The 23421-nt window shown below is 71.8% G+C and carries 25 protein-coding genes; 17 read left to right on the top strand and 8 right to left on the bottom strand.

Annotation, left to right across the window (positions count from 1 at the left end; genetic code table 11):
• Window position 1: 1 nt before the first annotated feature.
• Window positions 2-418, bottom strand: a complete 417-nt coding sequence (locus tag ACFE8Y_RS01300) for a hypothetical protein (protein WP_375462573.1) — start codon at window positions 416-418, stop codon at window positions 2-4.
• Between the two features lie 357 nt (window positions 419-775).
• On the opposite strand from ACFE8Y_RS01300, the gene ACFE8Y_RS01295 reads away from it, so the two are divergent.
• Window positions 776-1300 carry an AMP-binding protein gene (locus ACFE8Y_RS01295; protein ID WP_375462572.1) on the top strand — a complete coding sequence of 175 codons (525 nt, stop codon included), beginning with the start codon at window positions 776-778 and terminating at the stop codon, window positions 1298-1300.
• 23 nt (window positions 1301-1323) lie between these two features.
• Here ACFE8Y_RS01295 and ACFE8Y_RS01290 read toward each other — a convergent pair whose 3' ends face one another.
• Window positions 1324-1914, bottom strand: a complete 591-nt coding sequence (locus tag ACFE8Y_RS01290; RefSeq protein ID WP_375462571.1) for a chemotaxis protein CheB — start codon at window positions 1912-1914, stop codon at window positions 1324-1326.
• Between the two features lie 100 nt (window positions 1915-2014).
• Here ACFE8Y_RS01290 and ACFE8Y_RS01285 point away from each other — a divergent pair, with 100 nt between their 5' ends.
• The gene (locus ACFE8Y_RS01285) at window positions 2015-2818 is read left to right on the top strand and encodes an enoyl-CoA hydratase (RefSeq protein ID WP_375462570.1); all 804 of its coding nucleotides are present in this window, start codon (window positions 2015-2017) and stop codon (window positions 2816-2818) included.
• 49 nt (window positions 2819-2867) lie between these two features.
• On the opposite strand, the gene ACFE8Y_RS01280 is transcribed toward ACFE8Y_RS01285, so the two are convergent.
• Window positions 2868-3083, bottom strand: coding sequence for a hypothetical protein (locus ACFE8Y_RS01280; RefSeq protein WP_375462569.1), 216 nt, complete (start codon window positions 3081-3083; stop codon window positions 2868-2870).
• Window positions 3084-3186: 103 nt separating this feature from the next.
• The gene (locus tag ACFE8Y_RS01275; protein WP_375462568.1) at window positions 3187-3417 is read right to left on the bottom strand and encodes a ComEA family DNA-binding protein; all 231 of its coding nucleotides are present in this window, start codon (window positions 3415-3417) and stop codon (window positions 3187-3189) included.
• A gap of 492 nt (window positions 3418-3909) precedes the next feature.
• On the opposite strand from ACFE8Y_RS01275, the gene ACFE8Y_RS01270 reads away from it, so the two are divergent.
• Both ACFE8Y_RS01270 and ACFE8Y_RS01265 read left to right on the top strand, forming a co-directional pair.
• Entirely contained in the window at window positions 3910-5772 is a 1863-nt protein-coding gene (locus tag ACFE8Y_RS01270; protein WP_375462567.1) for an ABC transporter ATP-binding protein, read from the top strand.
• 56 nt (window positions 5773-5828) lie between these two features.
• A complete protein-coding gene (locus ACFE8Y_RS01265) occupies window positions 5829-6713 on the top strand; it encodes a cell envelope integrity EipB family protein (protein WP_375462566.1) in 885 nt (294 codons plus the stop codon).
• A gap of 8 nt (window positions 6714-6721) precedes the next feature.
• On the opposite strand, the gene ACFE8Y_RS01260 is transcribed toward ACFE8Y_RS01265, so the two are convergent.
• Window positions 6722-7015 carry a DUF3572 domain-containing protein gene (locus tag ACFE8Y_RS01260; protein ID WP_375462565.1) on the bottom strand — a complete coding sequence of 98 codons (294 nt, stop codon included), beginning with the start codon at window positions 7013-7015 and terminating at the stop codon, window positions 6722-6724.
• A gap of 82 nt (window positions 7016-7097) precedes the next feature.
• Between ACFE8Y_RS01260 and ACFE8Y_RS01255 the strand changes: the two genes are divergently transcribed.
• The 5 genes from ACFE8Y_RS01255 to ACFE8Y_RS01235 all read left to right on the top strand — a co-directional run bounded on the left by ACFE8Y_RS01255 (window position 7098) and on the right by ACFE8Y_RS01235 (window position 12506).
• Window positions 7098-7469: a response regulator gene (locus tag ACFE8Y_RS01255; protein WP_375462564.1), complete on the top strand. Its 372-nt coding sequence runs from the start codon at window positions 7098-7100 to the stop codon at window positions 7467-7469.
• A gap of 72 nt (window positions 7470-7541) precedes the next feature.
• Entirely contained in the window at window positions 7542-8915 is a 1374-nt protein-coding gene (locus tag ACFE8Y_RS01250) for a PleD family two-component system response regulator (protein ID WP_375462563.1), read from the top strand.
• 302 nt (window positions 8916-9217) lie between these two features.
• Entirely contained in the window at window positions 9218-10171 is a 954-nt protein-coding gene (locus tag ACFE8Y_RS01245) for an acetyl-CoA carboxylase carboxyltransferase subunit alpha (protein WP_375462650.1), read from the top strand.
• A 5-nt stretch (window positions 10172-10176) separates the two neighbouring features.
• Window positions 10177-10908 carry a DUF1796 family putative cysteine peptidase gene (locus tag ACFE8Y_RS01240; protein WP_375462649.1) on the top strand — a complete coding sequence of 244 codons (732 nt, stop codon included), beginning with the start codon at window positions 10177-10179 and terminating at the stop codon, window positions 10906-10908.
• Between the two features lie 137 nt (window positions 10909-11045).
• Complete coding sequence (locus tag ACFE8Y_RS01235) at window positions 11046-12506, top strand: L,D-transpeptidase family protein (protein ID WP_375462562.1); 1461 nt, start codon at window positions 11046-11048, stop codon at window positions 12504-12506.
• Between the two features lie 44 nt (window positions 12507-12550).
• Here ACFE8Y_RS01235 and ACFE8Y_RS01230 read toward each other — a convergent pair whose 3' ends face one another.
• A complete protein-coding gene (locus ACFE8Y_RS01230) occupies window positions 12551-12724 on the bottom strand; it encodes a YqaE/Pmp3 family membrane protein (protein WP_375462561.1) in 174 nt (57 codons plus the stop codon).
• A 277-nt stretch (window positions 12725-13001) separates the two neighbouring features.
• Here ACFE8Y_RS01230 and ACFE8Y_RS01225 point away from each other — a divergent pair, with 277 nt between their 5' ends.
• Both ACFE8Y_RS01225 and ACFE8Y_RS01220 read left to right on the top strand, forming a co-directional pair.
• Window positions 13002-14168 (top strand): multidrug effflux MFS transporter, encoded by a 1167-nt coding sequence (locus ACFE8Y_RS01225; RefSeq protein ID WP_375462648.1) that lies wholly within the window; start codon window positions 13002-13004, stop codon window positions 14166-14168.
• A gap of 100 nt (window positions 14169-14268) precedes the next feature.
• Entirely contained in the window at window positions 14269-14775 is a 507-nt protein-coding gene (locus tag ACFE8Y_RS01220) for a DoxX family protein (protein WP_375462560.1), read from the top strand.
• On the opposite strand, the gene ACFE8Y_RS01215 is transcribed toward ACFE8Y_RS01220, so the two are convergent.
• Window positions 14772-16193 (bottom strand): MFS transporter, encoded by a 1422-nt coding sequence (locus ACFE8Y_RS01215; protein ID WP_375462559.1) that lies wholly within the window; start codon window positions 16191-16193, stop codon window positions 14772-14774. The two genes, ACFE8Y_RS01220 and ACFE8Y_RS01215, sit on opposite strands and share 4 nt — an antisense overlap.
• Before the next feature lie 357 nt (window positions 16194-16550).
• On the opposite strand from ACFE8Y_RS01215, the gene guaB reads away from it, so the two are divergent.
• Together guaB and panE are read left to right on the top strand one after the other, a co-directional pair.
• A complete protein-coding gene (guaB, locus tag ACFE8Y_RS01210) occupies window positions 16551-18044 on the top strand; it encodes an IMP dehydrogenase (RefSeq protein ID WP_375462558.1) in 1494 nt (497 codons plus the stop codon).
• A 62-nt stretch (window positions 18045-18106) separates the two neighbouring features.
• Window positions 18107-19054, top strand: coding sequence for a 2-dehydropantoate 2-reductase (gene panE / locus ACFE8Y_RS01205; protein WP_375462557.1), 948 nt, complete (start codon window positions 18107-18109; stop codon window positions 19052-19054).
• 22 nt (window positions 19055-19076) lie between these two features.
• Here the strand turns inward: panE and ACFE8Y_RS01200 are convergent, their stop codons facing one another.
• Window positions 19077-19247, bottom strand: a complete 171-nt coding sequence (locus ACFE8Y_RS01200; RefSeq protein ID WP_375462556.1) for a hypothetical protein — start codon at window positions 19245-19247, stop codon at window positions 19077-19079.
• 270 nt (window positions 19248-19517) lie between these two features.
• Between ACFE8Y_RS01200 and ACFE8Y_RS01195 the strand changes: the two genes are divergently transcribed.
• The 4 genes from ACFE8Y_RS01195 to guaA all read left to right on the top strand — a co-directional run.
• Window positions 19518-20825 (top strand): RsmB/NOP family class I SAM-dependent RNA methyltransferase, encoded by a 1308-nt coding sequence (locus ACFE8Y_RS01195; RefSeq protein ID WP_375462647.1) that lies wholly within the window; start codon window positions 19518-19520, stop codon window positions 20823-20825.
• 53 nt (window positions 20826-20878) lie between these two features.
• On the top strand, window positions 20879-21145 hold the full coding sequence (locus ACFE8Y_RS01190; RefSeq protein ID WP_375462555.1) for a hypothetical protein: 267 nt from the start codon (window positions 20879-20881) through the stop codon (window positions 21143-21145).
• Window positions 21146-21190: 45 nt separating this feature from the next.
• Window positions 21191-22189, top strand: a complete 999-nt coding sequence (locus ACFE8Y_RS01185) for an alpha/beta hydrolase (RefSeq protein ID WP_375462554.1) — start codon at window positions 21191-21193, stop codon at window positions 22187-22189.
• Between the two features lie 72 nt (window positions 22190-22261).
• Window positions 22262-23421 (top strand): glutamine-hydrolyzing GMP synthase (gene guaA / locus ACFE8Y_RS01180; protein ID WP_375462553.1); only part of this gene is annotated, 1160 nt, incomplete at its 3' end.

Genomic DNA, 23421 nt, shown 5'->3' with positions numbered 1-23421 from the left:
GCTACTCGGCGGGCTTCGGTGCCGGCGCTGGCTCTGCGGCGGGCGCGCTCGGTGCCTCGCCTGCTGCCGGCAGCAGCACGTTCTTCGCCACGCTGCCCTCGGGCCCGTACTCGCCGGCCACGGCGAGGCAGGCCGTGTCGCGGTTCAGCGCCATCTGGTTCGACATCAGCGCGAACATCGTCTGCACCCGGCCGCCGAACGGGCCGCGCGGGCCCACGTCCTCCGAGCGCGCATTCTGCTTGGCGAGCAGCGCCTCGAAGGTGTCGGTGCCGATCCGGTAGCCGCAGACGTTGGAAGCGGCGAAGATGTAGGCGGCAAATTCCAGTGCCCGCGGCGCCGGCGCGTTGCGGATCTGGGCCTGCACGGGGGACGCGGAGAGGCTTCCGGCCAGCACGGCGGCGATGACGAGACGGCGCATGTCGATTCCTCGGATCGGTGCGGCTTCTGGCGAACCGCTGAAGCCTGCGAGATACGCCATTCCGGTTGCGCCGCCCAGGGGTGGGATGTCCGGCGGATCGCCCGAGGGCGCCCGCGTCCCTTGTTCGAGGGTTCGCGAGCGGCCGCGGTCAAGCATTATCCATGCGCCGATGTTCGAGCACGCTTCGCAGTCCTCGCACCGGGGCGCAAAGGTCTGATCGATCGCGCCGCCCCCGGATGGCCCGAGGGGCGCTGTTTCGACTTGATGCGCGGCATCCGGAGTGGTCGAAGTCCGCTATTAACCCGCACGCATCAGAGGGATCGGACAGTCACCGACACGAGCCGGGTCCGACGCCGCATGAACCGTGCCCCAACCAAACTCGCCTTCACCGATCCTGCCCGCGCCGACCGCACGCCGCCGACATCCGCAGCGGCCGTGCCGCCCGCGGCGAGCCTGACCGCGAGCCGCGCCGACGCCGGCGCGTCGATCTCCGGCGGGCGCAGTCACCGCTACGCCCGCTGGGCGCTGCAGGAAGGCCTCGCCGAGGGCGACACCGTCGCCCTGCTGATGCGCAATCAGCCCGACGTGCTGGCGATCTGGCAGGGCCTCGCCGCGATCGGCGTCGCGGCGGCGCTGCTCGACCCGGGCCTGCGCGGGGCGGACCTCGCGCGCGTCCTCGCCGCCGCACGCCCGCGCCAGCTCATCGTCGATGCCGGGCTCGCCGAGGCCTTCGGCGGCGTGCAGGGGCTGATCCCGGTTCGGCTGGCCGTGTGGTGGCACGGAGATGGGGCCGATTTTGCCCGGATCGACCGCGAGGTCGAGGAGTACGAGGAGCGTCCGCTCGACGGGCATGAGGTCGCGGGCCGACGGGATCGCGGCTGAGCCTCGATCCGGCGCGGCGGCGCTCAGGCGGCTGCGACCTGCGCGACGATCGCCGCCGCGATCGTGCGCGCGCTGCCGATGACGTCGATCGGTCCGTCGTAGGCGATGGCGTTCTCCGGCATGCCCCGTACCGGACCGCCGTCCGGCGTCATCACCATCGTCGCTCCGCCTGCGGCGTGGATGGCGGCGAGCCCGCGCGCGCCGTCGTCGAGGGACCCGGACAGGACCACGCCGATGATGCGTCCGCCACCGTGGACGGCGACGGAGTTGAACAGGAGGTCCACGGTCCGGTTGCGATGCGCGCGATGGGGATCGTCCACCAGCTCGCCGAAGCTCCGGGCCGCGAGGGTCAGGTGGTCGGCCGGCTCGCCGACGTAGATCGTGCCGGCCTGGAACCGCTCGCCCCGCGCGGCCACGACGACGGGCATCGACGCCGCATCCGCCAGGACGGCGCGCAGGTGGCTCACCCGGTCCCACGGCCGGTGAAGGACGACCATGACGACGGCCTCCAGGGCGATCGGCAGATCGGCGAGGAGGCCCTTGATGTCCTTCAGCCCCTCAGACCCCGAAGCACCGATCGCGACGTACCAGGGATGGAGCCGGGGATCGCTCATCGCGCCACCGTAGCAGAGCCTCTGGTCACAGAATCACTTTTCGTGGCGGCGTGATATCCTGGGGGGTGGATCAACCAGCCACCGCGTAGGACCCTGCCCGATGTCCGCATTCGCCAGACCGGTCCCGCAGAGCCCGGACCCGCTGCTGCTCCGAAGGGACGCGGGCGGCGTCAGCACGCTGACCCTGAACCGGGGTGCGGCCCGCAACGCCCTATCCCTCGGCCTGATGGCCGCCCTCCAGGACGCCCTCGACGGGATCGCACGGGACCGCGACGTGCGCGTCGTGGTCCTCAACGGGGCCGGGCCCGCCTTCTGCGCCGGTCACGACCTGAAGGAGATGCGCAGCCGTTCCGGCCCCGCTGCCGCCGCCGTGTTCCGGGCCTGCTCGGACCTCATGCTCACGATCACCCGGCTGCCGCAGCCGGTGATCGCGCAGGTCCACGGCATCGCCACCGCCGCCGGCTGCCAGCTCGTCGCGACCTGCGACCTCGCGCTCTGCGCCGAGGATGCCCGCTTCGCGACGCCCGGCGTCGACATCGGCCTGTTCTGCTCGACGCCGATGGTCGCCCTGTCGCGGGTCGTTCCGCGCAAGGCCGCGATGGAGATGCTGCTGCTGGGCGCGCCGATCGGTGCGGCCGAGGCCCTGCGGATCGGGCTCGTCAACCGCGTCGTCCCGGCGGCCGACCTCGACGCGGCGGCCCACGCCATGGCCGCGCGCATCGCGGAGAAGCCCGCGCGGGTTCTGGCGATCGGCAAGGCGGCGTTCGGGCCTCAGGCCGAGCTCGGCCTGGAGGACGCCTACGCCTACGCGGCCGAGGTGATGACGCGGAACATGGCGCTGACCGAGGCGGAGGAGGGCATCGACGCCTTCCTGCAGAAGCGCGCGCCGCGCTGGCCGGCGTGAGCGGCGATGGGCGCGGCCCGGACTGCAATCGGCGTCGGAATGGGCCGGCTCACTGCCTGGCGCGGTTGATCACCGCGAGCAGGGCTCGGGCGACGGGCTCGGTGACGTTGCGGCGGTACTTGCGGTGGACGAGCTGGCCGTTGTGATAGACGTCGTGCTCGACGTAGAGGCGCTCGCCGTCCCAGCGGACGATGTTGTCGGTCTCGGTGGTTTCCTCGACGCCGAGGTCGTCCCGAAGGACTGCGCTGCCGGTCTGAGTGAACATCCGCACATCCTCGCACCGTAACGGGGGTGCCGACGCCGGGCGACGGCGGGCACGTCGATGCGTCCACGATAGGCAACCGGCGCGGGGCGCGCCAGTCGCACCCTCACCGCACCGTCACCTGATCCTTGATCTTGTCGTAGGTCGCGCGGCTGAGGACGCGCTTCGACAGCAGTTGGTCGATCGACGCGTAGGGCCGACGCTGGACGATCGCCCGCCCGATGCTGCCGCCGCCGCGCAGGCCGTTGAGGTCGGAGAGCGAGCCGGTGTTGAGGTCGACGAGCGTCACGGCGCGCGGACCGGCCGCGTCGCTCGCCGCCTCCGCGGCATCGCCCACGGGCACGGGGGTGGGCGCAGGGGGGTGCGGTGCGGCGAGGATGACGGGAGCGGGGGATGGCGCGGGCGGCGGCTCGGGGGTGGTGGCCGGGGTCGTCGGAGGGGAGGGCACGGGACGCTGAAGCGGTGCAGGGGCGACATCGACCCGGCGGGGCGCGGGCGTCGTCGTGGCGGCGACCGATGGAGCTCCGTTGGCAGGGCGCGGCGCCGCCGGCTCCGGCGCGGGGCGCGGCAGGAGGAACTGAACCAATGCGGCGAGGCACCCGGCCACCACGAGCAACGCCGAGATCCGCAGTATCGCCGAGCCGCTCAGCATCGCCCCCGCCCCAACGCACGATCGTTTAAACTTCTGTCAAGGTAGGGTTTTCGCGGGCAAGGGGCAAAGTCCGTCGTGCCGGGATCTCGCAGCCGTCAACAGGCGGCGTCGCGTGCGACCCCGGCGGCGCCCGGTCCGGCATCGACGCGGGCGCGGCCAAGCCTCATATCGGCGGCGATGCCGCTGATCGCCCTTGCCCACGTTCGGAGGACGCTCTCCGAGCGCTTCGGGTCGCTGCGGTACCTGCCGGCCCTGTTCCGGCAGGTTCGCGCCGCGAGCCCGCGCCTGTTCCTCGCCAGCCTCGGCCTGCGCCTCGTCGGCGCCTGCCTGCCGGTGACGATGCTCTACCTCGCCAAGCTGATCCTCGACGCGATCGTGGCCGAGCACGTCCGCCCGCGCGCCGCGCCGATCGACCTCGACGCGTGGCTCGCGGACCCGCACCTGTCGCGGCTGGCAGGCCTCGTCGCCGCCGAACTCGCGCTCGCGGTGGCGTCCGACCTGATCGGGCGCCTGGGCACCCTCGTCGACGGGCTGATCGCCGACCTCTACGCCAACGCGGCGTCCCTGCGCCTGATGCGCCACGCCGCGGCCCTCGACCTCGCCCAGTTCGAGGACAGCGCCCAGCAGGACCGGCTGGAGCGCGCACGCCGGCAGGTCACCGGCCGCACCAGCCTGATCGCGCAGGTGTTCGGGCAGGGGCAGGCGGTGCTGACGCTGCTGTCGTTTTCGGCCGGCGTCGCGGTCTTCACGCCCTGGCTGATCCTGCTGATCGCTGCCGCCCTGGTGCCGGCCTTCCTCAACGAGTGGCACTTCACCCGCGCCGGCTACCGGCTGGCCTGGATGCGCACGCCCGAGCGGCGCCGGATCGACTACCTGCGCTACCTCGGCGCGAGCGTAGAATCGGCCAAGGAGGTCAAACTCTTCGGCCTGAACGGCTACATCGCCGACCTCTACGCCGGGCTCGCCGACAGGCTCGTGTCCGACAACCGCGCGCTCGCGGTGCGGCGCGCCGCCTGGGGCGGGGCCTTCGCCGCCCTCGGCACGCTCGCCTACTACGCGGCCTACGCCGTGATCGTCTGGCGGACGGTGGCGGGCGGGTTCTCCATCGGCGATCTGGCCTTCCTCGCCGGCGCGTTCCAGCGCCTGCGCGGCCTGATCGAGGGGCTGCTGCTCGGGCTCACCCAGATCTCGGGACAGGCCCAGTACCTGGAGGATCTGTTCTCGTTCTTCGAGATCACGCCGTCGATCCGCTCCCCGGAGGCCCCCGCGCCGCTGCCCCGCCCGATCCGCGAGGGCTTGGTCTTCGAGGATGTCGGCTTCCGCTACCCGGGTGCGGGCGCCTGGGCACTGCGGGCCTTGAGCTTCACGCTGGGACCCGGCGAGACCATCGCGCTGGTGGGCGAGAACGGCGCCGGCAAGACCACGATCGTCAAGCTGATGACCCGGCTCTACGACCCCACCGAAGGGCGCATCCTCCTCGACGGCCTGCCGCTGCCCGCCTACGACCTCGACGACCTGCGCGCCCGCATCGGCGCGATCTTCCAGGATTTCGTGCGCTTCGACCTCACCGCCGGCGAGAACGTCGCCGTCGGGCGGATCGCGGCTCGCGACGACCGCGCGCGGATCGGCCGCGCCGCCGTGCGCGGCCTCGCCGACGCGGTGATCGCGCGGCTGCCGGAGCGCTACGACCAGCCGCTCGGCAAGCGCTTCGAGGGCGGCGTCGACCTCTCCGGCGGCGAGTGGCAGAAGATCGCGCTCTCCCGCGCCTACATGCGCGACGCGGAGATCCTGATCCTCGACGAGCCGACCGCGGCCCTCGACGCGCGCTCGGAATACGACGTCTTCCGGCGCTTCCGCGACCTCAGCGCCGGCCGCGCCGCGGTGCTGATCTCGCACCGGTTCTCGACCGTGCGGATGGCCGACCGTATCCTCGTGCTGGAGGACGGGCGCGTGCTGGAAGCGGGCACCCACGCGGAGCTGCTGGCGCGCGGCGGACGCTACGCCGAACTCTTCGAACTCCAGGCTGCCGGCTATCGCTGAACCGGTACGGCTCAGCCATACGACGCCCTACCTGTGCGTTCGGTCCTCAACCCGGGATGTTCCTCATGCTGAAGCCCGCCTCGCTCGGCCTCCTGCTCCTCGCGGCCGGTGCGGCCTGGGCCGCTCCGGCCGCCCCCGACCTGCCGGCGGCGGCTCCCGAGAAGCCGGCGCCGGTGACGCTCGCCAACCATCGGGCCGTCTACGACCTGTCGCTGGCCTCCGGCGGAGGCGCGAAGGCCGTCGAGAGCGCGCGCGGGCGCATCGTCATCGACTTCCGCGGCGATGCCTGCCGCGGCTACACCATGGAGACCCGGCAGGTGACGGTGATCGAGTCCGGCGAGAGCGGCAGCCGCACCTCGGACCTGCGTAACACCACCTTCGAGGGCGGCGACTCGCGCGACTTCCGGTTCAGGACGGTCACCGTCCTCAACGGCACCCCGAGCCCCGCCGTCGACGGCAGTGCGGAGGCGGGAGGCGACGCCCTCAAGGTCCGCCTCAAGGAACCGAAGAAGGACCAGTTCACGGCGACCGGGCCGGTGCTGTTCCCGAGCGCGCACATGCGCCGCCTGGTCCAGGCGGCGCGAGCCGGTGAGACCACGGTGGCGGCCAAGGTGTTCGACGGGTCGGACGACGGGCGCAAGGTCTACGATACCCTCGCCGTGATCGGCCGCCGCTCCGCCGACGCGGCGAGCGCCGCCCGCGACGATCGCGACGGGCCGCTGCGCGCCGGCCCTATGGCGACGATCCCCCGCTGGGCGGTGACCCTGAGCTACTTCACGCAAGGGGAGGGCGAGCGGACGCCGATCTACACGCTGGCCTTCGACCTCTACGAGAACGGCGTCAGCGGCGCGCTCAAGCTCGATTACGGGGAGTTCGCCATCCTCGGCGACATGACCCGCCTCGACCTCGACAAGGCGCCCGACAAGCCGTGCGCGCCGTAAGGCGGCTTTCAGACATCCTCCGGCGCCGGCGGCGAGAGCCTGCGCCAAGCGGCCGCGATCCTCTCCGGGGCCACGTCGAGCCCGCGCGCGCAGGCGACCAGCACGGCCTCGTCCCCCATCACGTGGTCGAGGACGCCCGCCAGGAACGCCGGCTCCCGCATGGTCTCCCGCAGGGTCGCGGGCGTCAGCCCGGTGGCGTTCAGGAACGGGTACAGCCGGTCACCTTCGGCGACGAGCCATCCGAGGACGTCGAGGGCGAGGGCCTCGCCCGCGTCATCGCGTTGAACGGGTTTGCGTTTCATCAACATGTGGCGCTTACAAATGTGAGGAGCGGGGTAACGTCCCCGAAAGAATGAGCGGCGGCAGCACCGGGAATGATGCGTCATGAAGAAGACGGTGCTGATCGTCGAGGACAACGAACTGAACATGAAGCTCTTCAACGACCTGTTGGAAGCCCATGGCTACGCCACCCTCAAGACCGCCAACGGCATCGAGGCGATCGAACTCGCCCGTGCCCACCATCCCGACCTGATCCTGATGGACATCCAGCTCCCGGAGGTCTCGGGTCTCGAAGTCACGAAGTGGCTCAAGGAGGACGACGACCTCAAGCACATTCCGGTGATCGCGATCACCGCCTTCGCCATGAAGGGTGACGAGGAGCGAATCCGCGAGGGCGGCTGCGAGGCCTACCTGTCGAAGCCGATCTCGGTCGCGAAGTTTTTGGCAACCGTCCGCACGTACCTTGCCGACACGTAGCCGTCCGGTGCGGTCCGACCCACGGCGGGCGCCCGCCGGAGTGGCTGTCCGTGAAGTCCAGAGCGAGGAACAATGTCGGCCCGCGTCCTGATCGTCGACGACCTGTTTCCGAACGTGAAGCTTCTGGAGACGAAGCTCGCGCTGGAATACTTCGACACGGTCGCGGCCATGAACGGGCCGGACGCCATCGCGATCTGCGAGAGGGGCCTGTGCGACCTCGTCCTGCTCGACGTGATGATGCCGGGCATGGACGGCTTCGAGGTCTGCCGGCACCTCAAGAACAACCCGCTCACCGCCCATCTCCCGGTGGTGATCGTCACCGCCCTCGATCAGCCCTCCGACCGGCTGAGAGGTCTGGACGCGGGCGCGGACGACTTCCTGACCAAGCCCATCGACGACACTGCGCTGTTCACCCGCGTGCGCAGCCTCGTGCGCCTGAAGGCCGTGACCGACGAGCTGCGCAGCCGCGCCCTGGCCTCGCGCGCCTACGGCATCGGCGATCCGCTGGCGCTCGCCACCGCCGAGACCGGCCTGAACGCGCGGCTCCTGCTCGTCGAGGATCGCCGCGGCTCGGCCGAGCGCATGGCCGCGGCCCTGGGGCAGTCCCACGCCGTCACCGTCGAGACCGACCCGCAGAAGGCGATCCACGTCGCGGCCGAGGGCGGCTTCGACCTCGTGCTGGTCAGCCTCGACCTCGAAGGCTCCGACGGCCTGCGCCTGTGCAGCCAGTTCCGCTCCCTCGACCGGACCCGCAACGTGCCGCTGATCATGCTGGCCGAGGCGCACGACCGCGGCCGGATCGTGCGCGGCCTCGATTTCGGCGTTCACGACTACCTGCTGCGCCCCGTCGACCGGAACGAGCTGGTGGCGCGGGTGCGCACCCAGATCCGCCGCAAGCGCTTCTCCGAGGTGCTGCGCGGCGCCGTGCAGGCGTCGATGGAGATGGCCGTCACCGACGGCCTCACCGGCCTGCACAACCGGCGCTACCTCGACAACCACCTCGCGAGCCTGTTCACCGACCCGGGCCTGAGGGAGCGGCCCGTGGCCGGACTGATCCTCGACATCGACCACTTCAAGGTCATCAACGACACCCACGGCCACGAGGCCGGCGACGCGGTGCTGCGCGCCTTCGCCGACCGCGTCCGCCTGCACACCCGGACCATCGACATCGTCGCGCGCTACGGCGGCGAGGAGGTGGTGATCATCCTGCCCGATACCGGTCTTGGCGAGGCGCACGTGATCGCCGAGCGCATCCGCCAGCGGATCGAGGGGATGCCGTTCTCGGTCCACCACGGCACGCGGACGGTCGCCGTCACGGTGTCGATCGGCGTCGCCGTCCGGAGGCCCGAGGATATCGGCCCCGGCGAGATGCTCAAGCGCGCCGACCTCGCCCTCTATCGCGCCAAGGCGTCCGGCCGGAACCGCGTCGAGGCGCAGGCGGCGTAGCGCGAAGCGCGCAGTCCCGCCGTCGGAGGCCGGGGCCGGATCGAGGGTCCGTGACGCCCGGTTGCCGCCCGGATGCGGCCTCCGACCAAGGGCCGAGGATCACCGCTCCGGCCAAGCGGTTCAGACGAGGACGGGGTGCGAGCATGGGCCGGCGATCGCGCAACGCGGCTCTCCCACGGCTGACGGCCGTTGACACCCGTGCCGGCTTCGCCAACACCTCGCGCCGATCGCGGGCCGCTACCCGGCAGGCCTCGTCCGCACCCGGCCCACTGACGAGGAGTTCTGAAGCAACGATGGTGGCGATGCGCTCCTACCTCGACTTCGAGAAGCCCGTGGCCGAACTGGAGGCGAAGGTCGAGGAGTTGCGCGCGGTCGGCGCCCGGGACGGCGCGGTCTCGATCAGCGAGGAGGTCGGACGGCTCGAGGCGAAGGCGGGCCAAGCGCTCGCCGAGATCTACGCCAACCTCACGCCGTGGCAGAAGACGCAGGTCGCCCGCCACCCGCAGCGCCCGCACTTCCTCGATTACTGCGGCGGCCTGATCGACGGCTTCACACCGCTTGCCGGCGACCGCACCTTCGGCGAGGACCAAGCGATCGTCGGCGGGATCGGACGGTTCCGCGGGCGCGCAGTGTGCGTGATCGGCCAGGAGAAGGGCGCGACCACCGACGCGCGGCTGCGCCACAACTTCGGCATGGCCCGCCCCGAGGGTTACCGCAAGGCGGTGCGGCTGATGGAACTCGCCGACCGCTTCCGCCTGCCGGTGCTGGCCTTCGTCGACACCGCCGGGGCGTTTCCCGGCATCGAGGCGGAGGAGCGGGGCCAAGCCGAGGCCATCGCCCGCTCGACCGAGGCCTGCCTCGGTCTCGGCGTGCCCAATGTCGCCCTGGTGATCGGCGAGGGCGGGTCGGGGGGTGCCATCGCGCTCGCCACGGCCAACCGCGTCCTGATGCTCGAGCACGCGATCTACGGGGTGATCTCGCCGGAAGGGGCCGCCTCGATCCTGTGGCGCGACCAGGGCCGCGCGCACGATGCCGCCACCGCCATGAAGATCACCGCGCAGGACCTGCTGCGGCTCGGGATCATCGACGCGATCGTGCCGGAGGCGACCGGCGGCGCCCATCGCGACCGGGCGGGCGCCATCGCGGCGGCCGGCGATGCCCTGGCCGGGGCGCTCGCCGAGTTCGACGGCGCGGGCGCGGACGAGCTCCGCGACGGCCGTGCCCGAAAATTCCTCGAGATCGGCCGGCGCCTGTGAAGGGTCTGCCCGCCGGGCTCGGCGCCGGGTTCCTGCACGGCGTCGGCCGAAGGCTCGGACGCTCCGGCGCCGTGCGCGAACCCGGCGCGACCAACCACGTCTCGCTGGGCGCCCACTGCCAGATGGCCCACGTCCTCAAGACCCTCGGCCTTCGGACGTGGTCCGGCCCGTTCGACTGGATCTTCACCATGCCGGGCATGGTCCGCGACTGCCTCGCCGACGACTTCTCCGCCCTGGTCGATCGCGGCCAACTCGAGACCATTCCGGACGGTGAGCGCCGCGGGGCGGGCATCTGGCGCGGACGCCACAGGCTCTACCGCGCGCGGCACGGCCTGGACTGCGTCTTCAACCATCACGACCCGGCGGCCGACGATGCCGACTACCGGTTCCTCACGGAGGGTGTCCGCCGCTTGCGGACGGCGCTGGCGATGCCGGGGGCGGACAACCGGTTCTGGCTGATGACCCACCTCCACACGGCACCGGAGGTCGCCGCCGAGATATGCGACCTTTTAGCGCAGCATGGAAGTCGGAACCATTTAACCTTTTTGCAGATCGTGCCGGACCGCCCGGCGAACCGAATGGCCGAGGCCGATCCGGTGCGCCCCGACCTGCGCTGGCTCACGGTGGAAACTTCATCCGCATCAATCGGTTTGCGCCTCGCGAACCCGACCGACGACGCCTTCCTGATCAACCTGATCGCGGCGGAGTCGCGGCGGGACCCGTTCCTCTCACCGTAATTCGCGTTCGGCCGGCGGCCCGCATGCGAATCCTTGCGGTAACGGAGGCGTAAGTTTACCAAAGCTAGAGAGTCGGGGAGTGACGCACGACGACCGTCGAAGCGGTTGCGGGCGGTGTGACGAGGACGAGGTTCCCCATGGCTGTGCGCCCGTTCGCGGCTGCAAGGCTGATCGCTCCCATCATCGGTCTCGGCCTGAGCCTCGGCGCCTGCCAGGACGGCGGCCTGATCGGCGGCGCCTCGACCCGCCACCTCACGCCGATCCCGGTCCAGACCATGTCCCTGATGCAGACCAAGGGGATGAGCCAGGGCGACCCCATCGTGATCCGCGCCTACAAGAAGGAAGCGGAGATGGAGGTGTGGAAGCGCGGCGCGAGCGGCCAGTACGCGCTGCTGAAGACCTTCCCGATCTGCCGCTGGTCCGGCCAGCTCGGGCCCAAGCGGAAGCAGGGCGACCGGCAAGCGCCGGAAGGCTTCTATACGATCACGCCGGGCCAGATGAACCCGAGCTCGGCCTACTTCCTGTCCTTCGACACCGGCTACCCGAACGCCTACGATCGCGCGAACGGGGGCACCGGCAACTACCTCATGGTCCACGGCACCTGCTCGTCGGCCGGGTGCTTCGCGATGACCGACGCCTCGATGGGGGAGATCTACGCGATCGCCCGCGAGGCGTTCGCCGGCGGACAGCGGGCGTTCCAGTTCCAGTCCTACCCGTTCCGGATGACGGCCCAGAACATGGCCAAGTACCGGAACGACCCGAACGCCCCGTTCTGGCGCAACATCAAGGAGGGCTCGGACTACTTCGAGGCCCTGCACGACGAGCCCAAGGTCGGCCTGTGCGGCACCAAGTACGTCTTCGGCGGCTCGGACGCCGCCGCCGGCGCCTGTACGCCGAAGGTCGAGCCTCTGGTCGCCGAGAAGCGGGCGCACGACAACCGGGAGATCGCCGATCTCGTGGCCAAGGGCACTCCCGCCACCCGGCTCGTCTACGAGGACGGCGGCGGCAACCCGGTGTTCCAGGCGCAGCAGACGAGCACGGCCTTCGCGAGCCTCAGCGGGACCGAGACGGAGCTGCCCTACGCCGCCAAGGAGTACGGCCGGCACCATCTCGGGGACGTCAGCCGCCCCGAGAGCTTGGCCGCCGGCCCGCGCGAGGTGGAGGTCGACGCCAAGGGCAGGCCGGTGATGCTCGCCGCCGCCGAGGCGCCGACCCCGGTCAAGGCTGCGGCTCCGGCCGCTGCCAAGCCGAGCAAGGCCGCGGTGAAGCCGGCCGCGCGAACCCTGATGGCCAAGCAGCCCGACGCCGGGGACGAGCCGTCCAGGGCGGTCGTCAAGGAGGGGCCGGCGGCAAAGCCCGAGCGGATCTCCGTGGCCGACGCGGACGGCGACCCGAGCGCCTACCAGAGGCTGCTCTCCAAGGTGTTCAACAAGGAGACGCTGCCGGCGACGCCCGCGGCCGACGCCGCGGTGGCCGAACCCGTGAACGCAGCGGCCGCGCACCCGGTGAAGATCGCCCACGCGGCGCCTCGGCCGGCCAGCAAGGAGACGGCACCGGAGCGGACTACGAAGGCGGACAAGGTGGACAAAGCCCCGTAAGGCGGGACGTATCGCGTCACGACCTCTTTCCGTTCGCCCGCGCCTCAGACCAGCGGGCGGTCGCGGTTCATCAGCCAGAGGGCGTGCACCGTCCCCGGGAGCCATCCCAGCAGCGACAGGACGATGTTGAGCAGGAACTGCAGGCCGATGCCGCTGGTGACGAGCACGGCGATCGGGGGCAGGAAGATCGCGAGGAGGATGCGGATCAGGGACGACACGGGGGCTCCGGCGGCGTGGATCGGTCAGGTAGCTACCGAGGCTAAGCCGGTTCCCGTCCGGCGTCGAGCCATGGAGCACCCCTGCGTGGGGCGCACGTCCCGGCCACATCGCCGCCGCCAAACCCCGCGATGAGGCGACGCGCGGCCGCTGCCGCCCGAGGTCTCCGACGTGACAGCACCGATCCGGCCCAACCCCCCAGACGGTCAGGTGATCCGGCCCGAGCACCCCTGGGCCGGGCCGGGATTTGCCGAGTTCGTCGCCATCGTCGGGCTGATGATGGCCGTGACCGCGATCTCGATCGACAACCTGCTGCCGGCCTTCCCGGCGATCCAGGCCCGCTTCGACGTCGGCGATCCGAACCGGCTGCAATGGCTGATCTACGTCTACATGATCGGCTTCGGGCTGGCGCAGATCGTCTACGGCCCGGTCTCGGACGCCCTCGGGCGCCGGCCGGTCCTGCTCGCGAGCCTCGCGGTCTACGTCGCCGGCAGCCTGCTGGCGATGGTCGCGCCGTCCTTCGCGTGGCTGCTCGCGGCCCGGCTGATCCAGGGGCTCGGCGCGGCCGGCGGGCGCGTGCTCTCCACCGCGATCGTCCGCGACCGGTTCGCCGGCCGCGAGATGGCGAGCGTCATGTCGCTGATCATGATGGTGTTCCTGATCGTGCCGATGGTCGCGCCCGCGATCGGCGGAGCGATGCTGGCGCTGGGCTCCTGGACCTACGTCTTCGTCTCGATGCTGGTGCTGGCCGGCTGGCTCGCCCTCTGGTTCGTCGCGCGCATGCCGGAGACCCTGCATCCGGCCTATCGCCGTCCGCTGTCGTTGGCCGCGACGGCGCAGGCACTGCGCACGACGCTTCGCTGCCGGGTCGCGATCGGCTACGCCACCGCGCTCGGCCTGCTCACCGGCTGCATCATGGGCTACGTCGGATCGGCCCAGCAGGTGTTCGACACCGGGCTCTACCGGCTCGGCCCCCTGTTCCCGCTGGCCTTCGGTCTGGTCGCCGGAGCGATGGGCGCGGCGACCCTGGTCAACGCCCGCATCGTGCGCCGCCTCGGCATGCGCGCCCTGTCCCACGCGGGGCTGTCCGCCTTCGTCGCCGTCGCGCTCGTCCAGATCGCGATCGGGCTGGCCTACGGCGGGCATCCGCCGCTCGCCTTGTTCCTGTCGGCGCTGGCCTGCAACCAGTTCCTGCTCAGCTTCGCCATGCCGAACTTCAACGCGCTGGCGCTCGAGCCGCTGGGCGAGATCGCGGGCACGGCCTCCTCCTTCCTCGGCTTCTACACTACGATCCTCGGGGCGCTCTGCGGCTTCCTGATCGGGCAATCCTTCGACGGCACGACGCTGCCGATCGCCGTCGGCTACGCCGGCCTCGGCGCCCTGGCGCTCGTCGTGGTGGCCTGGACCGAGCGCGGACGGCTGTTTCGCGGCGGCGTCTCCGGCTGAGTTCGCGCCGCGGCTCGGGCGCCGCGTGCGGCGCTCTTAACGCGGTCTTCAGGCGTGGGGCGGAAGCTTGTCGCCTCGCCCCACGGATGCGGAGCCACGCGTGATCGCCCGAGCCCAGGACGGATTGCTTCTCGCCGCGCGCCTGCTCCTGGCCGCAGCCCTCCTGCCGACGGGCATCGCCCGCGCGCTGAACGTCTCGGGCTTCGCCCTGACGCTCGCGGGCTTCGGCATGCCGGCCCCGAACGCGGCCGCGACGGCCGCCGTGATCGTCCAGGTGTTCGGCCCGCTCGCCCTGATCCTCGGCGTCCTGCCCCGTATCACCGGCCTCGCGCTCGCGGGCTTTTCCGCCGCCATGGCGGTGGTGCTGCACGCGTTCTGGCTGTTCTCGGGGCCGGCGGCGGTCGCCGAGCGCACGCTGATGCTGGCCGATTTCGGCCTCGCCGGCGGCTTCCTGATCTACGCCCTCACCGGGCCCGGCGCGTGGAGCTGGCAGGGCTGGCGCGCCGGCGCGCCCGCGCGTCCGGCGGTGAAGGTGGCTTCCAAGGCGGGGGCTACGAAGGCGAGCGCGAACTCCAACCGGCCCAAGCGCGCCGCGCGCGCGGCCTAGATCCGTCCCGGCGGCGCGCTGGGCCGCAAGGTCGCGATCATCTTGCCCGACACCTCCGCGCCCGCATCGGGGTCGAGCTGCCGGAACGGGATGACCGAGGCCGCCGAGATCAGGGCGACCGCGAGGAAGGCCGGCCCGAAATCCGCCGCCGCGATCGCGCTGCGTCCGTGCCACGCCGCGGTGCCTTCCAGCGCCAGCGCGCCGAGGGTGACGCCGAGGCTGAGCGAGATCTGCTGCGCGACGCTGGCGAGGCTGGTGCCCGCGCTCATCTCGCGGTTTTCGAGATCCGCGTAGGCGATGGCGTTGACGCAGGTGAACTGTACCGAGCGCAGGCACCCGCCGAGAAACAGCACGCCGATCATCAGCCCGTGCGGGGTGCCGGCCGTGTAGAGCCCGTTGACCGCGAGGAAGCCCGCCGCTAGCACGGCGTTGACCACCATCACCGGGCGGAAGCCGTAGCGGCGCAGGATGCGCGGGCCAATCGTCTTCACGAACATGGCGCCGGCCGCGGCGGCGAAGGTGATCAGCCCCGACTGGAGCGGATCGAGCCCGAAGCCGACCTGGAGCATCAGCGGCAGCAGGAACGGAATCGCCCCGGTGCCGATGCGGAACAGGCTGCCGCCGATCACCGCGATGCGGAAGGTCGGGTGCCGCATCAGGTCGAGGCGCAGCACCGGATGCCGCACCCGGCGCGCGTGGCGGAGGTAGAGGGCCAGCAGCACCGTGCCCGCGCCGAGGCAGGTCCAGGACAGCCACGCCGGCAGCAGGTGGCGGCCGGCGGACGTGAGCCCGAGCATCAGCCCGGCGAGGCCGGGGCCGAGTAGCGCGAAGCCGAAGAGATCCAGCGGCGGCCGGTCGGCCTCGCGGATGTCGGCGAAGAACAGGCTTGCCAGCACGATGCCGGCGATCCCGATCGGGATGTTGATGAGGAAGATCCAGCGCCAGTCGAGCCACGTGGTGATCAGGCCGCCGAGCGGCGGACCCAGGATCGGGCCGATCAGCGCCGGGATCGTCAGGTAGGCGAGCGCCGTGACGAGGTCCGACTTCGGCACGCTGCGCAGGATCACGAGGCGCCCGACCGGCACCATCATCGCCCCGCCGAGCCCTTGCAGGAACCGCGCGGCGACGAACCCGAGCAGGCCCTCGGAGAGCGCGCAGGCGACCGAGCCCGCCATGAACACGGCGAGTGCGGCCCGGAACACCGTGCGCGCGCCGTACCGGTCGGCGGCCCAGCCGCTGATGGGGATGAAGATCGCGAGGCTGACGAGGTAGGCAGTAAGCGCGAGCTTGAGCGCGATCGCGTCCTCGCCGAGGCTTTTCGCAATGACCGGCAGGGCCGTGGCGATTACCGTGGCGTCGGTGTTCTCCATGAACAGGGCGGTGGCGACGACGAGGGGAACGATCCGGGACGGGGGCATCGGGCAGGAGAAGCGGTTTGGCGACGCCTCGGTTGCATCACGGCAGCGACGCGTGGCGGATGCTTCATGCCGCGGTTCCCGTCACGGCGGGATCGAACCCGATCTCGTCCGGGGTGAGAGGAGGCGGGCCTGAGCTTTGCCGGAACGAACCCGTGAGCCCGCGCAGCCGACTTCGAGCCGGCGGCGTGCCCGAAGCACCGCCGATCCGGTCAGGTCGCGCGCCGCCAACTTTCCTGTTGCAGTGCGAACGTGACGCCTTTGCGCGGCCCCGCCCCGCATGATACTGGCCCGTGCCAACCCGATCCATGCCGTGCCCGCGTCGCTGCGAGCCCGGCAGCCCTTCAGGACCGTTGGCTCATGGCCCGTATCAGCACGTCCGCGATCATCGAGGGCCTCACCTTCGACGATGTCCTCCTGCGGCCGGCCGCCTCCTCGGTGATGCCGTCGGAGGTCGACATCGCGACGCGGCTGACCCGGACCATCGCGCTCAACCTGCCGATCCTGGCGTCCGCCATGGACACGGTCACCGAGGCGCCGATGGCCATCGCCATGGCGTCGAACGGGGGCTTGGGCGTGATCCACCGCAACCTCGAACCGGCCGAGCAGGCCGAGCAGGTGCGCCTCGTCAAGAAGTACGAGTCGGGCATGGTGCTCAACCCGATCACCATCCACCCGGACGAGACGCTGGCCGCCGCCTTCGAAGTGATGAAGAAGAACCGCATCTCCGGCATCCCGGTGGTCGAGCGCGGCCCCAATGGCTCGCGGGGCAAGCTCGTCGGCATCCTGACCAACCGCGACGTGCGCTTCGCGACGCACCCGGCCCAACCCGTCTCCGAGCTGATGACCCGCGACCGGCTCATCACGGTCCGCGAGGGCGTGACGCAGGACGAGGCCAAGCACCTGCTGCACCAGTTCCGCATCGAGAAGCTCTTGGTCGTCGACGACCACTACCGCTGCATCGGGCTCATCACCGTCAAGGATATCGAGAAGCAGGTCACCTACCCGAAGGCCGTCAAGGACGAGCAGGGCCGCCTGCGGGTCGCCGCCGCCACCACCACGGGCGATTCCGGCTTCGAGCGGGCCGAGCGCCTGATCGACGCCGGCTGCGACGTGATCGTGGTCGACACCGCCCACGGGCACTCGATCAAGGTGCTCGACAGCGTGGCCCGCGTGAAGCGGCTCTCGAACGCCGTGCAGGTCATCGCCGGCAACGTGGCGACGCGGGAGGGCACACAGGCGCTGATCGATGCCGGCGCCGACGCGGTCAAGGTCGGCATCGGGCCGGGCTCCATCTGCACCACCCGCATCGTCGCGGGCGTCGGCGTGCCCCAGCTCACCGCTCTGATGGAGGCGGTCGAGGCGGCCCATGAGGCCGGCGTGCCGGTGATCGCCGACGGCGGCATCAAGTATTCCGGCGACCTCGCCAAGGCGATCGCCGCCGGCGCCTCGGTCGCCATGCTCGGCTCGCTCTTGGCCGGCACCGACGAGGCGCCCGGCGAGGTGTTCCTGTACCAGGGGCGCTCCTACAAGAGCTACCGGGGCATGGGCTCCGTCGGCGCAATGGCGCGAGGCTCGGCCGACCGCTACTTCCAGGCCGAGGTCAACGACACGCACAAGCTCGTGCCCGAGGGCATCGAGGGTCAGGTGCCGTACAAGGGCCCGGTCGCGGCCGTGCTGCACCAGCTTGCCGGCGGCCTGCGGGCGGCGATGGGCTACGTCGGTGCGCCGACCGTGCCCGAGTTCCAGGAGCGGGCGCAGTTCATCCGCATCACCAACGCGGGTCTGCGCGAGAGCCACGTCCACGACGTGACGATCACCCGCGAGAACCCGAACTACCCGTCGCGGACCTAGCCGATCACCGGGATCGCGGCCCGGTCGCGGCGTTCAGACTCGATTCCGCAGGAGATCGATCGATGCGGGTGCTGGTGGTCGGGGCAGGCGCGACGGGCGGCTACTACGGTGCGCGCTTGGCCGAGGCCGGACGCGACGTGACCTTCCTGGTCCGGCCGCGGCGGGCCGAGATGCTCGCGGAGACCGGGCTGGTGCTGGAGAGCCCGCTCGGCGACCTGCACCTCGCGTCTCCCGCAACCGTGACGGCGGACACGCTTGCGGCGGCGGGCGCCTTCGACCTCGTGCTCCTGTCGTGCAAGGCCTACGACCTCGGGGGCGCCTTGGACGACCTCGCGCCGGCAGCGAGCGCGGGCACCGCGATCCTGCCGATCCTCAACGGCATGGCCCACCTCGACGCCCTCGACGCCCGGTTCGGCGCGGGGCGCGTGCTCGGCGGCTCCTGCGCCATCGCCGCGACGCGGGGGCCGGCGGGCGAGATCCGCCACATGAGCGCGTTCTCCACACTGACCTTCGGCGAGCGCGACGGCACCCCGTCCGAACGCTGCGCGGCGATCGCGGCGCTCATGCGGGACGCGCGGTTCCAGGCCCGGCACAGCGACAAGATCGTCCTGGAGATGTGGGAGAAGTGGGTTCTCCTCGCGACGCTCGCGGGTGCGACGACCCTGATGCGCGGCACGATCGGCGACATCGTCGGCGCGCCCGGCGGCCGTGCGTTCATCACCGGCCTGCACGGGGAATGCCTCGCGATCGCGGCGGCAAGCGGCTTCGCGCCGCGCGAGGCCGTGGCCGCGCAGGCGCGCGCGACGCTGACGGCGGAAGGCTCAGCCCTCACCGCCTCGATGATGCGCGACCTCGAAGGCGGAGGCCGCATCGAGGCCGACCACATCGTCGGCGACCTCATCGCCCGCGGGCAGGCCGCCGCTCCGGACACCCCGCGCCCGCACCTCGATCGCGTGTTCACGGCCCTGAAGGCCTACGAGCGGCGGCGCGCCCGCGAGCGGGCGTCCTGAGGGCGCGGGGCTGCCTCGGAGATCAGTAGCGCGGGTTGGCGGGCGGCGGCGGATTGCCGTATTCGAGCTGCGTCTTGGCGTCGGCCGGCCGGCGCGGCGGCGGCGTCAGGTCGGGGGCGGCCGGCGCCGTCGAGCAGGCGGCGACCGCCAGCATCAGGAGACCGGCAAGCGCGAGGTGGAGGACGGGAGACATGGGATTTCAGCCTTCTCGACAGCGCGATGCGCCGAGCGATGGGTCTGGCCGATGAACGGGCCGGAAGCTCGGCCGTATCGTGTCCGGATCGCGGGGGAAGCGTGGCCTCATCGCGGCAGCGTTAAGAGCGTCCGATGAGCCACTGCTCCGCGCCGCCGTTCCAGAAGCGGCGCCCCTGAGCGTTTCGTGCGAAGCTCGCACGTCCGTCGACATGCCTGGCCCCAACGGGCTATCGGCCGTCGGCGCGCCCGAACCGACGAGGAGACCGTCCTGACCCCAGCCGCCCGTTGCGCCGCCGCCATCGAGGTGCTCGCCGACATCGCCGGCCGCCGGAGGCCGGCCGCCGACGCCCTCAAGGATTGGGGCCTCGTCCATCGCTTTGCCGGATCGGGGGACCGCGGCGGCATCGCCAGCCTCGTCTACGACGCGCTCCGCCGTCGGTCGTCGTCCGCCTGGATCATGCGGGACGAGAGCCCCCGCGCGATCCTGCTCGGGTCGCTGCGCCTGCAGCAGGGGCTCGCCCCGCCCTCGATCGCGGCCCTGTTCAGCGGCGAGCGCTTCGCGCCGGAACGGCTGAGCGAGGCCGAGGCCGAGCACCTCGATCGCGGCAGCCTCGCCGAGGCGCCGCTTCACGTCGCGGGCGACGCGCCGGACTGGGTGCTGCCCGAACTTCAAGCGGTTCTCGGCGCGGATCTGCTGCCCGAGCTCAAGGCGCTCGCCCGGCGCGCGCCGCTCGACATCCGCGTGAACGCCCTCAAGGGGACGCGCGATGCGGCGATGCCCGGCCTCGCGCACCACGCGGCCGCGCCGACCCCGCACGCGCCGATGGGCCTGCGCATCCCGATCGGCGCCGACGGGCGCGGGCCGGCGCTGCACGTGGAGCCGGAGTTCCTGGACGGGTGGTACGAGATCCAGGACGAGGGCTCGCAGCTTGCAGCACTCCTCACCGGTGCGCGGCCCGGCGAGACCCTCGTCGACCTCTGCGCGGGCGGCGGCGGCAAGACCCTCGCGCTGGCGGCGCTGACCGGCAACGACGGCCGGCTGATCGCCAGCGACGACGATCCGCGCCGCCTCGCGCCGATCCACGAACGGCTGCGCCGGTCGGGCGCCGCGGCCGAGGTGCGCACCCCGCGGGGCGGCCGGATGCGGGCCGACGTGCTGACCGACCTCGATGGGGGGGTCGACCGGGTTCTCGTCGACGCGCCCTGCACCGGCACCGGCACGTGGCGCCGCAACCCGGACGCGAAGTGGCGCCTGCGGCCCGGCAGCCTCAGTGCGCGGGTCTCCGAGCAGGCTGCGGTCCTCGACCGCGCCGGGGTGCTGGTCCGTCCGGGCGGGCGCATCACCTACGTCACCTGCTCACTGCTGCCGTCCGAGAACGACGCCGCCGTCGCCGGCTTCCTCGCGCGCACGGCGGGGACGTTCGCGGTCGTGCCCGCCCGCGGCGTGGCGCAGGCCCTGGCCCCCGGCCTCGCAGATGCCCTGCGCTTCACCGATCACGGGCTCCAGATGAGCCCGGGACGGACCGGAACGGACGGCTTCTACGTCGCGAGCCTGGAACGGCGGCAGGACGGATAGGAAACCGTGACGGGATGCAGGGTGTTGTCCGGTCATCGATCCGGAGGACGATTATGCGGCTGAAACCGGTGTTCATAGCGTCCTTCCTCGTCATGTCCGCCGCGGGCGCCGCCCTCGCCCAGGCTCCTGCCGGGGGACAGACCGGACCGGCGCAGGCCATCGACCGCGCCGGCGAGACGGTGGCGACCAGGGGCGCGCCCGGGACCGTCGTCCCCGCGCCCCCCGGCACCGGGGTGGCACCGGGCGTGCAAGCGCCCGCCGAGACCCGGGTCGGCGACCCGGCCTCGACCTCGGCCGTGCCCAAGCCCGCGTCCCACTGACGAGCCCCCAGCCGAGGCGATCCGGCGCCCGCATCAAGGAGACCGATGGCCCTGGATCGCAGGACGCTGATCGCCGCCGCCGCGGCGGCGATGGCGGGGGATGGCGCGGGCCTCGCCCAGACCCCGGCAGGACCGCTGGGCGAACTGGTGCCGGCGCTGCCCCGCACGGCTCCGGGCTCGCAGCTCCAGGTCATCGATCTCTGGCCGGGCGAACCGCCGGGGGCCGGTCCCGGTCCCGACCCGAGCGGGTACCGTTTCGACGAGACCGCGCGCGGCGTCATCACGAAGGTTCAGCGCCCCTGCCTCCTGGTGATCCGCCCCGACCGGCCGAACGGCGCGGCGATGATCGTCGCGGCCGGCGGCGGCTACCGCTTCATCGACGTCGGCAACGAGGGCGTGCCGGTCGGGCAGTTCCTCACCGCCGCCGGCATCACCGTCTTCATCCTGATCTATCGCCTGCCCGGCGAGGGCTGGGAGCACGGTCCCGACGCGCCGCGCCAGGACGCGCAGCGCGCCGTTCGCCTGGTCCGGGCGCGGGCCGCTGAGCTCGGCATCGATCCGGCGCGGGTCGGCGCGCTCGGCTTCTCGGCCGGCGGCCACCTGATGGGCGAGACGGCGGTCTGCCACCGGAACCTTTACGAGCCCGTCGACGCGTACGACGCGCTGCCGTTCCGCCCCGCGCTCACCGGGCTGCTCTACCCCGTCATCACGATGAAGGCGCCGTTCGACGGCACCTCGACCCGGCGCGTCCTTGTCGGCGACGACGTGACCGAGATCGAGCTGCGGACCTACTCGGTCGACGTGCAGGTCGGTGCCGACACGCCGCCGATCTTCATGGCCCAGGCGATGGACGACCGCATCGCCGTCTCCGACCACGTCCTGCTGATGTTCACGGCCTTGCGGAAGGCCCGCATCCCGGCGGAGATCCACCTGTTCGATCGCGGCGGCCACGGCTTCGGCCTCGGCACCCCCGGAACGGCGGTGGCGGCGTGGCCGGCCCTGTTCCTCGCGTGGCTGCGCGCACGCGGCTTCCTGCCCGCGTAGCGTGTTCTCTTCGCGGGACTTGCGCACGACCCGCGTTGCACCGCGCAAACGCCTCGTCTAACGCAGGCGACCATGAGCACCGACCACGACAAGATCCTGATCGTTGATTTCGGCTCCCAGGTGACGCAGCTCATCGCCCGCCGGGTGCGGGAGGAGGGGGTCTACTGCGAGATCGTGCCCTTCACCAAGGCGGCGGCCGCCTTCGCCGAGACGCGGCCGAAGGGCGTGATCCTGTCGGGCGGCCCGGAGTCCGTGACGTCCGAGACCTCGCCGCGCACGCCGCAGGTGGTGTTCGAGTCGGGCGTGCCCGTCCTCGGCATCTGCTACGGCCAGCAGACCATGGCGGCCCAGCTCGGCGGCGAGGTCGAGGGCGGGCACCACGCCGAGTTCGGCCGCGCCGAGATCGAGATCCTGTCCGACTGCCCGCTGTTCCGCGGCGTCTGGCACGTGGGTGAGACGTACCCCGTCTGGATGAGCCACGGGGACCGCGTCACCAAGCTCCCCGACGGCTTCACCACCGTGGCGATCTCGAAGAACGCGCCCTTCGCGGTGGTGGCCGACGAAGCGCGCAACTACTACGCGGTGCAGTTCCACCCGGAGGTGGCCCACACGCCGCACGGCGCGCTGCTGATCCGCAACTTCGTGCGCGACATCGCCGGCTGCTCCGGCGACTGGACGATGGGCGCCTACCGCGCGGAAGCCGTCGCCAGAATCCGCGCGCAGGTCGGGTCCGAGCGGGTGATCTGCGGGCTGTCGGGCGGCGTCGATTCGTCGGTGGCCGCCGTGCTGCTCCACGAGGCGATCGAGGATCAGCTCACCTGCGTCTTCGTCGATCACGGCCTGCTGCGGATGGGCGAGGCCGAGGAGGTCGTGCGGCTGTTTCGCGACCACTACAACATCCCGCTCGTCCACGTGCAGGCGCAGGCCCTGTTCCTCGACGCCCTGACCGGAATCAGCGACCCGGAGGAGAAGCGCAAGACCATCGGCCGCCTGTTCATCGACGTGTTCGATGCGGAATCGAAGCGGATCGGCGGCGCGGCGTTCCTGGCGCAGGGCACCCTCTACCCGGACGTGATCGAGAGCGTGTCCTTCTCGGGCGGCCCCTCGGTGACGATCAAGAGCCACCACAACGTCGGGGGCCTCCCCGAGCGCATGAACATGCGGCTCGTCGAGCCGTTGCGCGAGCTGTTCAAGGACGAGGTCCGGGTGCTCGGGCGCGAACTCGGCCTGCC

This window comes from uncultured Methylobacterium sp., from assembly GCF_964242245.1.
Taxonomy (GTDB): Bacteria; Pseudomonadota; Alphaproteobacteria; order Rhizobiales; family Beijerinckiaceae; genus Methylobacterium.
The sequence above is the reverse complement of the archived record's forward strand: the minus strand, read 5'-3'. Positions and strand labels throughout refer to the sequence as shown.

Excerpts from the sequence above, each read along its gene's own strand:
- ACFE8Y_RS01300 (WP_375462573.1), bottom strand. The coding sequence starts at position 418 with ATGCGCCGTCTCGTCATCGCCGCCGTGCTGGCCGGAAGCCTCTCCGCG.
- ACFE8Y_RS01295 (WP_375462572.1), top strand. The coding sequence starts at position 776 with ATGAACCGTGCCCCAACCAAACTCGCCTTCACCGATCCTGCCCGCGCC.
- ACFE8Y_RS01290 (WP_375462571.1), bottom strand. The coding sequence starts at position 1,914 with ATGAGCGATCCCCGGCTCCATCCCTGGTACGTCGCGATCGGTGCTTCG.
- ACFE8Y_RS01285 (WP_375462570.1), top strand. The coding sequence starts at position 2,015 with ATGTCCGCATTCGCCAGACCGGTCCCGCAGAGCCCGGACCCGCTGCTG.
- ACFE8Y_RS01280 (WP_375462569.1), bottom strand. The coding sequence starts at position 3,083 with ATGTTCACTCAGACCGGCAGCGCAGTCCTTCGGGACGACCTCGGCGTC.
- ACFE8Y_RS01270 (WP_375462567.1), top strand. The coding sequence starts at position 3,910 with ATGCCGCTGATCGCCCTTGCCCACGTTCGGAGGACGCTCTCCGAGCGC.
- ACFE8Y_RS01265 (WP_375462566.1), top strand. The coding sequence starts at position 5,829 with ATGTTCCTCATGCTGAAGCCCGCCTCGCTCGGCCTCCTGCTCCTCGCG.
- ACFE8Y_RS01260 (WP_375462565.1), bottom strand. The coding sequence starts at position 7,015 with ATGAAACGCAAACCCGTTCAACGCGATGACGCGGGCGAGGCCCTCGCC.
- ACFE8Y_RS01255 (WP_375462564.1), top strand. The coding sequence starts at position 7,098 with ATGAAGAAGACGGTGCTGATCGTCGAGGACAACGAACTGAACATGAAG.
- ACFE8Y_RS01250 (WP_375462563.1), top strand. The coding sequence starts at position 7,542 with ATGTCGGCCCGCGTCCTGATCGTCGACGACCTGTTTCCGAACGTGAAG.
- ACFE8Y_RS01245 (WP_375462650.1), top strand. The coding sequence starts at position 9,218 with ATGCGCTCCTACCTCGACTTCGAGAAGCCCGTGGCCGAACTGGAGGCG.
- ACFE8Y_RS01235 (WP_375462562.1), top strand. The coding sequence starts at position 11,046 with ATGGCTGTGCGCCCGTTCGCGGCTGCAAGGCTGATCGCTCCCATCATC.
- ACFE8Y_RS01225 (WP_375462648.1), top strand. The coding sequence starts at position 13,002 with ATGGCCGTGACCGCGATCTCGATCGACAACCTGCTGCCGGCCTTCCCG.
- ACFE8Y_RS01215 (WP_375462559.1), bottom strand. The coding sequence starts at position 16,193 with ATGCCCCCGTCCCGGATCGTTCCCCTCGTCGTCGCCACCGCCCTGTTC.
- guaB (WP_375462558.1), top strand. The coding sequence starts at position 16,551 with ATGGCCCGTATCAGCACGTCCGCGATCATCGAGGGCCTCACCTTCGAC.
- panE (WP_375462557.1), top strand. The coding sequence starts at position 18,107 with ATGCGGGTGCTGGTGGTCGGGGCAGGCGCGACGGGCGGCTACTACGGT.
- ACFE8Y_RS01200 (WP_375462556.1), bottom strand. The coding sequence starts at position 19,247 with ATGTCTCCCGTCCTCCACCTCGCGCTTGCCGGTCTCCTGATGCTGGCG.
- ACFE8Y_RS01190 (WP_375462555.1), top strand. The coding sequence starts at position 20,879 with ATGCGGCTGAAACCGGTGTTCATAGCGTCCTTCCTCGTCATGTCCGCC.
- ACFE8Y_RS01185 (WP_375462554.1), top strand. The coding sequence starts at position 21,191 with ATGGCCCTGGATCGCAGGACGCTGATCGCCGCCGCCGCGGCGGCGATG.